The 15261-nt window shown below is 72.3% G+C and carries 14 protein-coding genes; 3 read left to right on the plus strand and 11 right to left on the minus strand.

Annotation, left to right across the window (positions count from 1 at the left end):
* Positions 1–52: 52 nt before the first annotated feature.
* Complete coding sequence (locus tag ACF1GV_RS11875; protein WP_391678631.1) at positions 53–1099, plus strand: glycosyltransferase; 1047 nt, start codon at positions 53–55, stop codon at positions 1097–1099.
* 11 nt (positions 1100–1110) lie between these two features.
* Here the strand turns inward: ACF1GV_RS11875 and ACF1GV_RS11880 are convergent, their stop codons facing one another.
* Positions 1111–1767 carry a hypothetical protein gene (locus ACF1GV_RS11880; RefSeq protein ID WP_391678629.1) on the minus strand — a complete coding sequence of 219 codons (657 nt, stop codon included), beginning with the start codon at positions 1765–1767 and terminating at the stop codon, positions 1111–1113.
* Between the two features lie 71 nt (positions 1768–1838).
* Between ACF1GV_RS11880 and ACF1GV_RS11885 the strand changes: the two genes are divergently transcribed.
* The gene (locus ACF1GV_RS11885; RefSeq protein WP_391678627.1) at positions 1839–3842 is read left to right on the plus strand and encodes an O-antigen ligase family protein; all 2004 of its coding nucleotides are present in this window, start codon (positions 1839–1841) and stop codon (positions 3840–3842) included.
* On the plus strand, positions 3839–4756 hold the full coding sequence (locus ACF1GV_RS11890) for a glycosyltransferase family 2 protein (RefSeq protein WP_391678625.1): 918 nt from the start codon (positions 3839–3841) through the stop codon (positions 4754–4756). Before ACF1GV_RS11885 ends, ACF1GV_RS11890 begins: the two co-directional genes overlap by 4 nt.
* Here ACF1GV_RS11890 and ACF1GV_RS11895 read toward each other — a convergent pair.
* From ACF1GV_RS11895 to ACF1GV_RS11940, 10 genes are all read right to left on the minus strand, one after another.
* Positions 4735–5526, minus strand: coding sequence for a glycosyltransferase family 2 protein (locus ACF1GV_RS11895; protein WP_391678623.1), 792 nt, complete (start codon positions 5524–5526; stop codon positions 4735–4737). The genes ACF1GV_RS11890 and ACF1GV_RS11895 overlap by 22 nt on opposite strands.
* Before the next feature lie 11 nt (positions 5527–5537).
* Entirely contained in the window at positions 5538–6470 is a 933-nt protein-coding gene (locus ACF1GV_RS11900) for a hypothetical protein (protein ID WP_391678620.1), read from the minus strand.
* Positions 6467–7963: an oligosaccharide flippase family protein gene (locus ACF1GV_RS11905; protein WP_391678618.1), complete on the minus strand. Its 1497-nt coding sequence runs from the start codon at positions 7961–7963 to the stop codon at positions 6467–6469. Before ACF1GV_RS11905 ends, ACF1GV_RS11900 begins: the two co-directional genes overlap by 4 nt.
* On the minus strand, positions 7917–8807 hold the full coding sequence (locus tag ACF1GV_RS11910) for a Wzz/FepE/Etk N-terminal domain-containing protein (RefSeq protein WP_391678615.1): 891 nt from the start codon (positions 8805–8807) through the stop codon (positions 7917–7919). Before ACF1GV_RS11910 ends, ACF1GV_RS11905 begins: the two co-directional genes overlap by 47 nt.
* A gap of 51 nt (positions 8808–8858) precedes the next feature.
* Entirely contained in the window at positions 8859–9971 is a 1113-nt protein-coding gene (gene wecB / locus ACF1GV_RS11915) for a non-hydrolyzing UDP-N-acetylglucosamine 2-epimerase (protein ID WP_391678612.1), read from the minus strand.
* A gap of 3 nt (positions 9972–9974) precedes the next feature.
* Positions 9975–11234, minus strand: coding sequence for a nucleotide sugar dehydrogenase (locus ACF1GV_RS11920; RefSeq protein WP_391678611.1), 1260 nt, complete (start codon positions 11232–11234; stop codon positions 9975–9977).
* A complete protein-coding gene (locus ACF1GV_RS11925) occupies positions 11234–12004 on the minus strand; it encodes a WecB/TagA/CpsF family glycosyltransferase (protein WP_391678609.1) in 771 nt (256 codons plus the stop codon). The genes ACF1GV_RS11920 and ACF1GV_RS11925 overlap by 1 nt, the downstream gene beginning before the upstream one ends.
* Entirely contained in the window at positions 12001–13167 is a 1167-nt protein-coding gene (locus tag ACF1GV_RS11930; RefSeq protein WP_391678606.1) for a hypothetical protein, read from the minus strand. The genes ACF1GV_RS11925 and ACF1GV_RS11930 overlap by 4 nt, the downstream gene beginning before the upstream one ends.
* A 306-nt stretch (positions 13168–13473) precedes the next feature.
* On the minus strand, positions 13474–14073 hold the full coding sequence (locus ACF1GV_RS11935; RefSeq protein ID WP_391678604.1) for an acyltransferase: 600 nt from the start codon (positions 14071–14073) through the stop codon (positions 13474–13476).
* Between the two features lie 247 nt (positions 14074–14320).
* Positions 14321–15223: a LysR substrate-binding domain-containing protein gene (locus ACF1GV_RS11940; RefSeq protein WP_391678602.1), complete on the minus strand. Its 903-nt coding sequence runs from the start codon at positions 15221–15223 to the stop codon at positions 14321–14323.
* Positions 15224–15261: the final 38 nt, after the last annotated feature.

Here is a 15261-nt window from a genome sequence, read left to right on the forward strand (position 1 = left end):
GGTGGTGGTCCGCTTCCGCGCGGACCACCACCGGGGATTGGCTGTCGCACCGATGAGCACCGTCAGTGTTGTCATCCCCTGCTACAAGTACGGCCACTTCCTCGCCGACTGCGTCAGCAGCGTCCTGGACGAGCAGGACGGCGTGGACGTCCGGGTCCTCGTCATCGACGACGCCTCGCCCGACGACTCGGCCGACGTCGCGCGGAAGCTGGCCGCCTCCGACCCGCGGATCGAGGTCCGCGTCCACGAGACCAACAAGGGCCACATCGCCACCTACAACGAGGGCCTGCTGGAGTGGGCCGACGGCGACTACGTGGCGCTGCTGTCCGCCGACGACCGGCTCGTCCCCGGCGCCCTGGTCCGCGCCGCCGCCCTCCTCGACGCCCATCCCGAGGCCGGGTTCGCCTACGGCCGCCCGCTGCGCTTCCGGCACGGCGGCCCGCTGCCGAAGGCCCGCACCCGCACCACCGGCTCCGTCGTCCACCCCGGCCAGTGGTGGCTGGAGCGCCGCTTCCGGGAGGGCACGGGCTGCATCACCTCACCCGAGGTCGTCGTCCGCACCAGCCTCCAGCGCGCCGTCGGCGGCTACGACCCGGCCCTCCCGCACGCCGGTGACATCGAGATGTGGATGCGGCTCGCCGCCCACGCCGACGTCGGCTACGTACGCGGCGCCGACCAGGCCTTCTACCGCGTCCACGGCGACAACATGTCCACCACCGACTACGGCGGCCAGCTCGACGACCTGCGCCAGCGCCTCGTCGCCTTCGACTCGGTGCTCACCAAGTGCGCCGACCGGCTGCCCCAGCGCGACCGCCTCGCCGAACAGGTCCACACCCGGCTCGCCCGCTACGCCCTGCGCCGCGCCTACCGCGCCTACGACCGGGGCCGTACCGATGTCGTCCCGGTCGACGCGTGCGTCGCGTTCGCCGAGGAGTGCCTGCCGGGCTACCGGGCCCTGCCCGAGTACCGCGCGCTACGGCTGCGGCGGCGGATCGGACCGGCGGCGATGCCGTATCTGCAGCCACTGGTGTGGTCGGCCGTGGCCGACCGCGGCCAGGAGTGGCTGTGGTGGCAGTCCTGGAAGCGCCGCGGCATCTGATGCGACCGTGCTCAGGGGACCACGGGAAGCGGACCGCCGTGCCGTCCGGGAGTGACCTTGCGACGGCCCGTCAGATACCGGTCGAGCCACAACGCGCCCACCACACCGCCGGCCATGCCCAGCAGCGCGGCGCCGGCCAGGCCCCGGCTCGGTGTGCCCCGGACTGCGGCGGCGCTCGGGGAGACCAGGACCGAGGCGGTGATCCGCGCCCCGTCGGGAACCGTCTGGGACGTCTGCAACGCCCCGACGTGCCGGGTGTAGACGTCGACGACCCGGCGTACCGCGGTCACGGCCGCGTCCGAGTCCGACGCCTGCGCCTGCACCTGCACGGACGGGATCAGATAGCGGGGCGTCGCGCTGGTGCCGCTGTTGCGGGGCACCAGGTGGTAGGTCCCCTCGACGCCCGCCGCGCGCAGCTCCCGGTCGCCCGCGGGGGACTGGAGCTGCTGGATCACCGAGTAGGAGACCAGGGCGAGCGGCGGCTGCAGATTGGTCAGCTGGTTGGGCTGGTTCCGGGTCACCGGCGGCTTGAGCACGACCACCGCGGAGCCGACGTACTGGGGTGCCGGACGTACCACCTGCCAGGCCCCGGCGGCCGTCAGCAGCAGCGCGGCCACCACGACGTACCAGCGCCGCAGCAGCGCGTCGGCGACGTTCCCGGGCGACATAGGAGATCCTTCCGTCGCCCTCGATACTGGCAGGACGCGCGGCGTGACGCCACCGATCGGGGGGACGGTTCGTGAGCCTTGGTGAGATATGGGCCATCCTGCGCAGACGCTGGTACTTCATGGTGCCCTTCACCCTGCTCAGCCTGGTCTGCGGCGGCTATCTGTACGTGACGGTGCCCGTCTCCTACCAGTCGCAGAGTTCCGTAGCCCTGCTGGACTCCTCGGCCGTCGCCCGGCTGGCCCCGACGTTCGGCAACCCCCTGTCGAACGCGGGCGGTTCTCTGATCGTCACGGCCGACGTGCTGATCCGCACCCTGGCCTCCGGCGAGGCGGCGGAGGAACTGCGCGGCCGGGGCGTCACCGACCCGTACACCGCGGGATTCGCACCGCAGAGCGAGAGCCCGCTGCTCTCGCTCAGCGTCACCGGCACCGACCGGGCGAAGGTGCTCGAGGAGACCAACACCCTCACCGCGTTCGCCGGTGAGCAGCTCGACGCCCTGCAGGAGGCCGCCAAGGTCCCGCCCGCCTACCTGGTGCAGACGGCGCCCGTCGTCCTGCCGCAGACGCCCGTGGCGAAGTCGAAGAGCCGCTACCAGGACGTCGCGGCCGTCGTCATCGTGGGGGTCGTCAGCGCGTTCCTGCTGTCGATCCTGATGGAGGGTGTCGCGGTGGTCCGCCGCCGGCGGCGCACGGAGCCCCGGCCGAAGGTGAGCCGGGCCCCGGTGGGCGTGCTCGCCCGGCGCGTCGACGCCACGGCGATCCTCACCGTCTATCTGGCGCTGGCCTTCTTCATCCCGTCGAACCTCGCCCTGCCCGCGCTCGGCGGCGTCGGCACCCCGGCCAACGTCTTCGCCCTGCTCGGCCTGTTGTGGTACCTCGCGACCTGGCTCGGCGGCCGCATCCTGCCCGCGCCGGGCACCCGGCTCGTCCGGGTCGCGGTGGGCGCGCTCGGGGTGGCCGTCCTCCTGGCGTACATCGCGGACGCGATGCGGGAGAGCTCGCACCAGGAGGTCCTCGGTGCCGACCGGGGGCTGATCGGCTACCTGGTGTGGGTGTCGCTGGTCGTTCTGACGTCGGCGGCCGTGCAGGAGCGCGGCCGGCTCGACGTGCTGCTGCGCAGGGTGGTGGTGTTCGCGTCCGTCGTCGCCGCGATCGGCTTCTACGACTTCTTCGCCGCCACCAACATCGCCGACTCCCTGCACATCCCCGGCCTGCAGACCAGCGTGGCCCAGGTGTCCGTCATGGACCGCGGTGCCTTCACCCGGCCCCGCTCCACCACTGCCCAGCCCCTGGAGTTCGCCGGCGTGCTGGCGATCCTGCTGCCCTTCGCGATCCAGCAGGCCTTCGATCCGGTACGCCGTCGGCTGCGGCCCTGGCGCCGGTGGGCGCCGGTGGTGCTGCTGGCCGGTGCGCTGCCCCTGTCGGTGTCGCGGACCTCGATCATCGGCCTGCTGCTGGTGGCCGTGGTGATGGTGGTGCGCTGGAAGCCGGCCAGGCGCTGGGCCGCGATCGGGGTGATGACGGCGTCCGTGGCCGTCTTCAAGGTGCTCATCCCGGGTCTGATCGGCACCATCACGGGCCTGTTCGCTTCCTTCCTGTCCAACTCCGACAGCAGCACCCAGGCCCGGACGGTGAAGTACAGCGCGATCGTGCCGTATCTGAAGGAACACCCGCTGATCGGGCGGGGCTTCGGCACCTTCACCCCCGACCTGTACTTCTTCACCGACAACCAGTACATGCTGGGCCTCGCCGAGATGGGGGTGGTCGGGCTGCTCGCCCTGCTCACCCTGTTCGTCACCGGCATCCACCAGGGCGGCGCCATCCGGCGCCTCGCCCGCACCGAGGCCGACCGCGAACTGGGGCAGGCGTTCTTCGCCTCCTCCCTGGTCGCGCTGGTCATCAGCGCCACCTTCGACTCGCTGAGCTTCCCGATGTTCGCCGGCATGTTCTTCCTGCTGCTGGGCGCCGGAGGCAGCTACCTCGGGTTCATCCGGCGCGAGGAGGCTGCCGCCGCCGTCGTGAACCGCGGCACCCCCACCGAAGCCCGGCTTCCCGATCTCGTGGAGTCCCGATGAGCCGCGTCGCCGTCATCGTCGTCACCTGGAACAGCGCTGCGGTGCTCCCCGGGTTCCTCGCCGCGCTCCCGGACGGCATGACCGGTCTGGACTGGCGGCTGGTCGTCGCCGACAACGACTCCGCCGACGACACCGTCGACGTCCTGAAGACCCTCGCCCCCGACGCCACCGTCGTGCAGACCGGCCGCAACGCCGGGTACGCCGCCGGCGTCAACGCGGCGCTGGCCGCCGCCGACGGCTGCGACGCCGTCCTGATCTGCAACCCGGACATCCGTATGCGGCGGGGCTGCGCCAGGCGCCTCGTCGACAGCCTCGGCGACGGCGTCGGCATCGCCGTACCCCTGCTGTACGAGGAGGGCCGGGACACCCCGCACCACTCGCTGCGCCGGGAGTCGAGCGTGCTGCGGGCCCTCGGTGAGGCCGTCATCGGCAACCGCCGGGCCGGACGCTTCCCGGCGCTGAGCGAACTCGTCACCGACCCGGACGCCTACCGGCGGCCGACCCGGGCGGACTGGGCGACGGGCGCGCTCATGGCGATTTCGGCCGGCTGCCTGGCCGCGTGCGGCCCGTGGGACGAGTCCTTCTTCCTCTACTCGGAGGAGACCGAGTACTGCCTGCGGGCACGCGACCTCGGACACGCCACACGGCTGGAACCGGCCGCCGAGGCCGTCCACCTGGGCGGGGACTCGCAGGTGTCGCCCCGGCTGTGGACGCTGCTGACCCTCAACCGGGTGCGGCTGTACCGGCGACGCCACGGAGCGCTCGCGACAGCGTGTTTCCGTGGGGCCGTCCTGCTGCGGGAGACCTCACGCGCCCTTCTCGGCCGCGCCGCCAGCCGCACCGCGGCCCGCGCGCTGCTCACCCCGGGCGCGCTGCGGGCGGCCCCCGGGCCTCAGGCGGACCAAGTCGTGTAGAAACTCCCGGGATTCACCAGGTACCGCACGGTGGCGTGCGGGACGTGGCGCACTCGGTGGCCGCGGCTGTAGCGGTGGATGAGCTCCCAGTCCTCGCGCGGCATCACCTCGGGCGTCCGCCGCAACCGGCTGAAGTGCAGGGCTTTCGTACGTCGCGCGACGAACGCGTTGGTGTCCAGGAACGACTCCCGGGCGGCCCGCCGCCGGTCGAACGGCACCGAGAGCACGTCCCGTTCGGTGCCGTCCGGCAGGACGCGGCGCAGCGCCGTGTACACGCCGTCGGGCCCACCGGGGGACTCCAGCACCGCCAGCGCCCGCTCCAGATGGTCCGGTTCCCACAGGTTGTCGTCGTCCAGGAACGCCACGTACCGCGAACGGGTGAGGCGGATGCCCGCATTGCGCACGACGCCGGCCACACCCGTGTTACGGGCCAACGACACGGCGAACAGCCGTGAATCGGCCGGGAGTTCGGGCAGCCCGGCGCCGTCGTCGACCACGATCACGACCTGGTCGCGCACGCTCTGGGCGAGAGCGGAACGGACGGCCGCCCGCAGCGCGTCGGGGCGGTGGTGGGTGGCGATGACCGTGGCGACGAGCGCGGCCGGCGGGGGAGCTGCGGCGGCCGCGAGCCGGCGGACCTCCGCGGTCTCGAAGCGGCGCAGTCGCAGCGCCGAGGGGGCGAGCAGGACCTTGTTGCGCAGCTCGAAGAGGACGAGCCAGCCGAACGCGCGCTTGAGCAGCTCCCAGGGGGCGCGGACGATACGTCGCATGATCCTCTTCCTCAGCCGGCCGGCTCGGGGACGATCGGGGTGCCGTCGGAGAACCGGTTGCCGCGCCAGACGTTCCCGCTGCCGCCCTCGTTCCAGGCGGTGACGGCGCCGTAGACGCCGGAGTTGCGGTGGTAGCGACGGGAGAACACGTTGTCCGTCACCCTGACCCTCGTGGCGCCGGGCCCGCCCCCGTACAGCGCGTACGCGCCGCCGGCCAGCAGGTTGCGCTCGACGCTGACCCGGGAGACGTGGCCGGCGTCGGCGAACAGGCCGAGGGCGGCGGACGCCCCCCGGTCGACGGGGACCGGGTTGAGCAGCGTGTTGTGCCGCACGACCAGCTCGCCGGTGTTGCCGCCGCCGCTGATCACGGCGTCGGTGTGCTGCCACTCGCCACCGCTGTTGCGGAACGGCACCAGGTCGTGGACGTAGTTGTCGTGCAGGTATCCCTGGCCCATGGACAGGGCGTTGCCGAACACGGAGATGTCGCACCAGCCGACCTCGGTCGAAGCGGTCCCCATGGTGGAGACGGCGTAGTCCACCCCGCCGTTGTCCGGGCCCTTGCCGGGAACGGCGGTGATCGTGCTGTGCAGGACCTTCAGACCGCTGTGGCCGGGGCGCAGATTGATCCCCCACCAGTTGGCGGAGGTGATCCTGGAGTCGACGACGGTCACGTCGTCGGCGTAGATGTCGAGGGAGCCGGTGAGGTCCCAGCCCTTGATGACCGTGCCGTCGGTCCTGATGCTGACGTTCCCCGCGCCGTGCGGGGTGAGGCCGACGCGCGGGCCGGTGCTGCGGGCGTCCGGGAAGCCGGCCTCACCGGGGAGCGGCGGCTTGGCGTCCTGCGCCCTCTCCCGGGAGGGGGCCGGAGCGGGGTCGCCGCCCGGCGAACAGGCGGCGCACAGCACGAGGGCCAGGCCGGCGAGCAGGAGGCGCAGCCTCGTCATACGGTCTCCGGGGTACGCGAGCCGAGCAGGAAGCGGCGGCTCGGCAGAACGCACACTACATAGCAGGCCAGGGCGGCCGTTGGGGTGACACACAGGGCGAGGAGGCCGTCTCCGAGGAAGCGTTCGGCGGCGAGCACCACCACGGTCATCACCGCGCCCCCCAGGAACGGCCAGGCGCAGGCCCGGGCGACGGGGGCGAGGCCTATTCCGGCCCGGCCGAGCGCGTGCAGGAAGGCGGGCACGACCAGACCGGCGGCGACCAGTACATGGCCCTGGGAGACGCCGACGATGCCGTTCAGCCGGGCGCCGCCGATCAGGACGGGGACCAGGGCGACGACCCACAGGCCCTGGGTGAGGATCAGCGAGCGGCGCCGGCCGGCGGCGATGAGGCAGTCGTAGGCGAGTTCGCAGCCGATGCGGACCAGGCCCAGGGCCATCAGCCAGGGCAGCGCGGCCGCGGCGGGCACCCAGGTGCTGCCGTACACGAGGTGGACGACCGGGGCGGCGAGCCCGCCGAGCAGCACACACAGCGGCACCGTCCCGGTGACCAGGACACCGAGGGCGCGGCTGAAACCGTCCGCGAGGGCCTGCGGGGAGTCGGCGAGACGGGAGAAGCCCGCGAAGGAGACCCGCCGGGCCGCCTCGGAGATGATGCGGACCGGCCAGCCGGACATGTTGAACGCCAGCACGTAGAAGCCGAGCGGGACCCCGCCGAGGGCGGAGCCGACGACCAGGGTGTCCACGTTCACGACGGCGAGCGCGAGCAGGCTCGCACCGGCCAGCGGCAGCCCGAACCTCAGCAGCGCGCGGGCCTGCACGGGGTCCCAGCCGAAGCGCAGAGTGCCGGGGGCGGCCAGCGCGCAGCCGGCGAGGGCGGCGATGTTGCCGGCGACCGCGCCCCAGGCGAAGCTCATCGCGCCCTCACCGGTGAACGCCAGCGCCAGGGTCACGGAGGTGCTGACGACGAAGTTGAGCGCGTCGATGACCATCCGCCGCCCCTGCGCGAACTCCCGGGTGAGGATGGCGGCGGGCACCTGCGCCACGCCGTCGATCACCAGGCACAGGCACATCACACGCAGCACGCCGGTGGCGTCGGGCGAGTCCAGCAGCACGGCGACCGTCGGCGCCGCGACGAACAGGGCCGCGTACAGCAGGCCGCTGGAGGCGGTGGCCAGGGTCAGCACGGTCGGCGCGAAGCGGCGCGGGTCGCCCTCCCAGCGCACCAGGGCCAGGCTGACGCCGAGTTCGTTAGCCGACAGCAGGACCAGCAGCACGGTCTGGGCGATGCCGTAGACGCCCCACTCGGCCGGGCCCAGCGCGAAGCGCGCCAGCAGGATGCCGGTGGCGAAGTTGCCCAGCCGCATGACGACGGTGTTGACCAGGCTCCAGCGGGCCGCGGAACGGACCTGGTGGCCGAGGGAGGCGGGAGCGGGAGTGCCGCTCGGCTCAGCGGTGTCGCTGTCCGGTGTGCGGACGCTGTCGATGCTGTCCATGCGCAGACTCCTCGTCGAGCGGCTCGGCGGCGGACTCCACGGTCATGACGGACCGCCCGGCCCTCGGATCCCGGGCGGACACGGCGTCGGGGGACCCGGTCTCGGCCGGCCTGCCGTCGGCCGGCCTGCCGTCGGGGGACCGGGACCAGCTGGGTGCGGTCCGCAGCGCCATCGTCCGCTCCACGGCCGGTTCCCCCGGTTCGCCCGGTGCCCCCGGCGACGCGGGCAGCGCGGGCTCCGCACCCCGCGGCCGCCGGCGCGCCTCCACGAAGAACACGGCCACCAGGCTCAGCACCAGGCCCAGGCCTCCGGCCATGATCATGTACTCGAGCCGGGTCTTGGTCTGCGCCAGCGGGTTCTGCGGCGGCACGACGGTCGTCATGCGGATCATGGCCTTCGGGTCGACCCGCTGCTGCCGCTGGAACTGCTCCAGCCGTTCCTGGGCGTACGCGGTCAGGATGCGGTCCGCGGCCAGGACACCGGCCTTGTCGTCGCCGGTGACGGTGAGCCACATCAGCGGCCCCTGCGCGTTGTCGGCGAGCTTCGCCTCGAACGTGCCCGTCGCCCCCCGGGACTTCAGCTCCCGGAGCGAGCCGTCGGAGTTGAGATTGCGGGCCAGGCTGTCGGCCATCCCGGTGAGCGAGGTCTGCGTGCTCAGGAACGGGTTGCCGTCGTAGGCGACGGTGGCCTTCTGCGAGTTCAGCAGCACCACCGTGCTCTGCGACTGGTAGGTGACCGGCACCGTCAGTGCCACGGCCGCGGTCAGCGCCGCGGTCAGCAGCAGCCCGGGCAACAGCACCTTCCAGCGCCTGCGCATGACACGGAAGATCTCAGCGAGATCCATGGCGGTCCCCCCTCGCGGCCCGGCGTGCCCCGAGCATATGTGGCAAGCGGATCATAGGGGGAGCGTTCGGTCGGTGGGCCTCGGCCGGGTACGCGCGGTGCCTCCCTCCAGCAGCACCTCGGCGATACGGTCGCTCGCACGGCCGTCCCACAACTCGGGCCGGCGCGGGACGGGCGGGGCGTCGAGCACCCGGTGCACGGTCGACACGATCCGCTCCGGTTCCCGGCCGGCCAGGACGTTGGTGCCCTGCTCCACGGTGATGGGCCGCTCGGTGTTGTCCCGCAGGGTCACGCACGGCACACCGAGCGCGGTGGTCTCCTCCTGCACCCCGCCGGAGTCGGTCAGCACGAGCCGGGCGGCCTCCTGCAGGGCGATGAAGTCCAGGTACCCGGCGGCAGGCACCAGCCGGACACCGCCGGGGACGCCGATCTCGGCCAGCCGCCCGGCCGCGCGCGGATGCACGGGCAGTACGAGCGGGCAGCGGGCGGCGATCTCCCCCAGGGCCTTCAGCAGCCCGGCGAGCACCTCGGGGTCGTCCACGTTGGCCGGGCGGTGCAGCGTGACCAGGCCGTACTCGCCCCGGGTCAGGCCGTACCGGTCGAGGGCGCCCACCTTCCGGGCCCGGTCCAGGTTGGCCAGCAACGTGTCGATCATGACGTTGCCGACGAGGTGGATCTGGTCGTCCCGGTAGCCCTCCGCGCGCAGATTCTCCACCGCGTCCGGCGAGGGGGCCAGCAGATAGTCGCTGACCCGGTCGGTGGCGACCCGGTTGACCTCCTCCGGCATGCTCCAGTCACGGCTGCGCAGACCGGCCTCGACGTGTGCGAGCAGCGGCCCCGCCTTGGCCGTCACCAGGGCGCAGGCCAGGGTGGAGTTGATGTCGCCGACCACGACGACGACGTCCGGGGACACCTCGTTCAGGAGCGGCTCGAACGCGGTCATCACGCGCCCGGTCTGCTCGGCGTGGGTGCCGGAGCCGACCCCGAGGAAGCGGTCGGGCGCACGGATGCCGAGGTCGGCGAAGAACACGTCGTTCATCGCCGGGTCGTAGTGCTGACCGGTGTGGACGAGCACGACCTCGGCGCCCCGGCGCTCCAGGGCGTCCATCACCGGCTTGATCTTCATGTAGTTGGGTCGCGCCCCGGCGACGCAGACGACTCGCATGACTCAGAGCACCTCGATCGTGGGGCCGGCCGTCAGCCGCCGACGGCAGTCGAGGACGAACGGGGCGTACTCGGCGATCAGTTCGTAGTCGAAGCCGTCGTGGTCGGTGAGCAGGACCACCACGTCGGCGGCCGCCAGTTCCTCGGTCACCGGCTCGACCCTCACCAGCCGGGAATCCACCGGCAGGTCCTCCACGACGTGCGGGTCCGCCGCCCTGACCTGGGCCCCCATGTCGAGCAGCAGCTGGGAGATGCGCAGCGCGGGCGACTCCCGGGCGTCACCGGTGTTCTTCTTGTACGCCAGGCCCAGCAGCAGGATGCGCGAGCCGTTCACGGACCGGCGTCTTTGGTTGAACAGGTCGCTGATCCGGCGCGCCACGTACTCGGGCATATGGCTGTTGATGTCGTTGGCCAGCTCCACGAACCGGAAGCTCTGGCCGAGTTCACGCTGCACTCGCCAGGACAGGTAGGAGGGGTCGATCGGCAGGCAGTGGCCGCCGACGCCCGGCCCGGGCGTGAACCTCATGAAGCCGAACGGCTTGGTGGAGGCCGCGTCGATGGACTGCCAGACGTCGATGTCCAGGTGGTGGGCGAACATCGCGATCTCGTTGACCAGCGCGATGTTCACGTGCCGGAAGGTGTTCTCCAGCAACTTGGCGAGTTCGGCCTCCTTGGGCGAACGCACCGGCACGGTGGTGTCGACGAGCTGCCCGTAGAAGTCCCGCACGGACGCCAAGGACGCCGCGTCGACGCCGGAGACCACCTTCGGGGTCTGCTGGAAGCCCCAGACGGCGTTGCCCGGGTCGATCCGCTCGGGGCTGTAGCCGAGGTGGAAGTCGGCGCCCGCCTTCAGGCCCGAGCCGTCCTCCAGGATCGGCGCGAACAGCTCCTCGGTGGTGCCGGGATAGGTCGTGGACTCCAGGACGACGGTGGCGCCGGGGCGCAGATAGCGGGCGAGGGTGGCCGCCGACTCCTTGATGTAGCGCAGGTCGGGGGTGCCCTCGTGCAGCGGCGTCGGCACGGTGACCACGGCGACGTCGAAACCGCCGCAGTCGCGCGCCAGATCGCTCGGTCTGTAGCTGCCGTCGTCCAGCGCGGCGCGGATCCGCTCCGAGGAGACGTCCTCGACGTACGACGCACCGGCGGCGAGGCTCTTGATCCGGCGGGCGTCGACGTCGTAGCCGATCACCTCGTGCCCGACCTCGGCGGCCCGCACGGCCAGCGGCAGTCCGACGTAACCCTGTCCAACCACGACGACGCGCATCAGTGACTCCTGTTCGCGGAAGCGGGCGACGGGGTGAGCCGGACGAACTCGCGCGCCGTCATGAGAAGGAAGGAGGCGTTCGTGGTGACGTAACGCCGGCCGAGGCGACGCGGCTCCTGCAGCGCGCGGTAGAGCCACTCGAGCCCCCAGCGCTGCCAGGACTTCGGGGCCCGCTTGGTGACCCCGGCCAGGATGTCGAAGGAGCCGCCGACGCCGTGCACGACGCGGGCGCCGGTGCGGGTGCCGTGCGCGGCGGTGAAGATCTCCTTCTTCGGGGAGGTCATGCCGAGGAAGAGCATCTGGGCGCCACTGCGGGCGATGCCGTCCGCGATCGCCTCCTGCTCGTCGTCGTGGAAGTAGCCGTTGCGGCTGCCGGCCACCTTCAGACGGGGGAAGCGGTTCGCCACCCGGCGCAGCATCTCCTTCAGGACCTCCTCCTTCGCACCGAGGAAGTACACGGAGACGCCGGCCGTTTCCGCCTCGGCCAGCAGCCGCAGGAACAGGTCGATGCCGGCCACCCGTTCCGGCAGCGGGGCGCGCAGGACGCGGCCGGCCCACACCACGGCCTGCCCGTCGGCGAGGACGAGATCGCAGCCGGTCACGGCGTCGGCGAGCCGGGCATCGCGCCGCATGTTCACCAGCTTCGCGGCGTTGACCACCCCGATCTCCAGCCGGCGGCCGTCGCGCACCGCTTCCAGACAGCGCCGCACGGTCTCGTCCATGGTCAGCGCGTCCACCTCGATCCCGAACAAGGTCCGACGCGCACTCATATACGGCCCCCCAGCCAGGCGTGCAGCATCCAGCCGAACTCGTACGGCCGGCACTCGCGGTCCACGGACAGGGGGCGGTACACCCGGTCCAGGGCCGTCAGCCGCAGATTCGGGGCGACGCGGGTGGCGAGCCCCCGGGCGGCGCGTACGGCCTTCCTCGGATCGCCCCGGAAGACCTTGCGCCAGGTGACGCCGAGGTCGTCGAGGATCATCGGCTCCCGGTGCGCGGCCCCGGCCAGTTCGGGTACGTCCGTCATCCAGCGCAGGCCCCTCCGGATCGCCGCGCCGAACTCGGTGCCGCCGGCGTCGGCGAGGTCGAACAGGGCGGTCGGGGCCATCGCGTGCTGGTGGACGCTGTAGACGGGGTAGCTCTCCACTACCCCGCCGGTGCGCGCGTCGTAGTGCCACCACCACTGGCCGCCCTCGCCCTGCAGCGTGCAGATGCGCGTGGCACACGCCTCGGACGCGGCCAGCGCCTCCGGGTCGCCGCCGTCGCTGCTCGCGTGCGCCCGGGCCAGGGCCTGCAGCGGGTAGGTCTGGTCGGCGAAGCAGCTCACGTGCTCCCGGTACCAGGGCACCAGGCCGGGCCCGGTGGCGTGCGGGAACAACGGGCTGTCGCCGAGGCGGGCGCGCAGCAGACGGTCGCGGGCGGCGGCATAGTGCGCCTCCACGTCGACGACGTCCCGGGCCGCGGCGAGTGCGGACAGCACCCACGCCGCCTCGACCGTGTACTGCGGCCGGCCCGCCGCGTCCAGGGCCTCGACCCGGGCGAGGGCGTCGGAGAGCTTGGGGTGCCCGGTGTCGGCGGCGGCCCACGCGATGAGGGCCGCGTCGCCGAGGTTGGTCACCGCGGGCAGCGACTCCACCAGCAGACCGACGAACTCCTCAGCGGTACGCCCGCCGAGCACCGCACTCTGGCGGTCCTCGGGCAGGAAACGGACGCCGAGCGCGGTGATGGCCGCGTACCGGGTGCTGATCCCACGCCGCTCGAGGGACCAGGAACCGTCGGGGCGCTGCTGCCCCGCCATGGTGAAGGCGAAAGCCTCACCGCCGGGCAGCAGCATTTTCGGCAGCCCCGATTCGGCGAGCGCGAGGAGCCGCCCGGCGAGCGTGAGCAGCGGCGGCTCCTCATGACCGAGCGCCGCGAGACGTGTCGTGATCATCGTGTGGACACACCAACCCCCCTGTTGTGCACAGACTTGTCATCGCCGGGACGGAAGGCCGCACGGCGGACGGCAGACGTCGGACACCGGTCGTCGGACGTCGATCTTCGGAGTCGATCGTCGGAAGTCGATCGTCGGACGTCAGGCGACGGAGCGGCGCTCGCTCCTCGCGGCAGACACAGATGTCCCCACCCGGTACCCCCCCTGGGCGCTGGTTTGTGTGCTCACTGTGCCCCACCTCCACAGTTCGCACACATGTTATGCCTACGGATGTTCGAAGATTGGCGTATTGCGAAAATCAGGAAGTCATACTCGCTCGAAGAGTTCGCCGTTCTTCTCGTCGTACAGCGCGCCCGTGTCCGGGCACTCCCACGCCCCCGGTTCACCGGCCCGCTCCACCAGCCGTGCGCCGGCCCGGCCCACCCAGCCGATCCGGCGCGCCGGAACACCCGCCACCAGCGCGAAGTCCGGTACGTCCCGGGTGACCACCGCCCCTGCCGCGACCAGCGCCCAGCGCCCGACACGCACGGGGGCCACACACACCGACCGCGCGCCGAGCGAAGCCCCCTCGCCCACGGTCACGGCCACGGCCTCCCAGTCGTCCCCGCGCTTGAGCCGGCCCCGCGGGTCCACGGACCGCGGGAAGTGGTCGTTGGTGAGCACGGCCGCCGGACCGACGAACACCCCGTCGCCGAGCACGGCGGGCTCGTACACCAGGGCGTAGTTCTGCAGCTTGACGTGGTCGCCGATCCGTACACCCGGCCCGACGTAGGCCCCCCGCCCCACGATGCACCCGCTGCCCAGGACCGCGTCCTCGCGTATCTGGGCGAGATCCCAGACGGTCGTCCCGTCACCTATCGTCGCGGCCTCGTCCACCTGGGCGGTCGGCTGAATCCGTGCACTCATAGCGCTGAACCTTTCTCTCATGGAGCGTGGCCGGAACGCCGCGACCGCGCGCGGGCGGTGGCGGTGGTCGGCCGGACGCGTGCGGGGTTCGCGCCGGAAAGCCGGAAAGTCGTGCCGAGCGGGCCGAGCGGGTCGAACGGCCCGTTCGACCGTCGCGCCGCCGAAAGTACCGCCCCCGGCGCCGCCGAACCAGACCGTACTCAGTCAGACAGGGGTTCGTTTCCCGGCCCGCTCTCGAGCCCGGCGATCAGTGGGTCCGGGCCGGCTTCCTCGAGGTGTGCAGAAGCAGGTCGCGCAGGGCCGTGGCCGCGTCCGACGGGTCGGTGGGGGTGAGGACGACCTGGTCGGCGGTGGTCGACGGGCCGGTGAGGGGGATGACGCGCAAGCCCGGCGGCTGATGGTCCAGCGCGGATTCGACCGTGATGCCGATACCCGTTCCCGCGGCGACATGAGCGGCGATGGCGTGCACACTGTCCGCCGTTCTGATGATGCGCAGGTCGGCCCCGCCGATGTGGAAGGCGGACAGGAGCCGGTCGCAGAGACCGCTGTTGATCTGGTGGGGCCACCTGAGCAGGCCGGTGGTGGACAGCTCGGCCGCGCTCAGCTCGGTGTGCCCGGCGAGAGGGTGGGTGGCGGGCACGAGCGCCATGAACCGCTCGCTGGACAGCACCCTCGCCCGTACGCCGGCGACGTCGCCGGTCGCCCAGCCGATGCCCAGCCCGATCGTCTCCGCCCGCAGGGCGGTGACCTGGGCCGTGGTCGGCATGGACTCCGGCACGATCGTCACGTCGGGGAAGGGGTCGCGCAGTTGCGGCAAGCAGCGCAAGAGCAGCTGGTGGTCGGTGTATTCGGCGTGGGCCACCACCAGGGTGGTCCGGGCCCGGTCACCGGCGGCCAGGGAGCGTCCGCGCTGCTGGAAGCGGCGTAACTGGGCCAGTGTGGCGCGGGCGTCGGGCAGCAGCGCTTCGCCGAGGTCGGTCAGTGACACCCGGCGGCTGGTGCGGTGGAACAACCGGCCGCCCAGGGCGCTCTCCAGCCGCCGGACGGCGTCGCTGACAGTGGGCTGCCCCCGGTGCAGACGGGCGGCGGCGCGGCCGAAGTGGAGTTCTTCCGCCACCGCGACGAATGCTTCCAGTTCGATCCTGTCCACGGGGACAGGCCAACGCGATCGATCGGTGCCACCGATCG

This window comes from Streptomyces sp. NPDC014006 (assembly GCF_043088925.1).
Classification (GTDB): Bacteria; Actinomycetota; Actinomycetes; order Streptomycetales; family Streptomycetaceae; genus Streptomyces.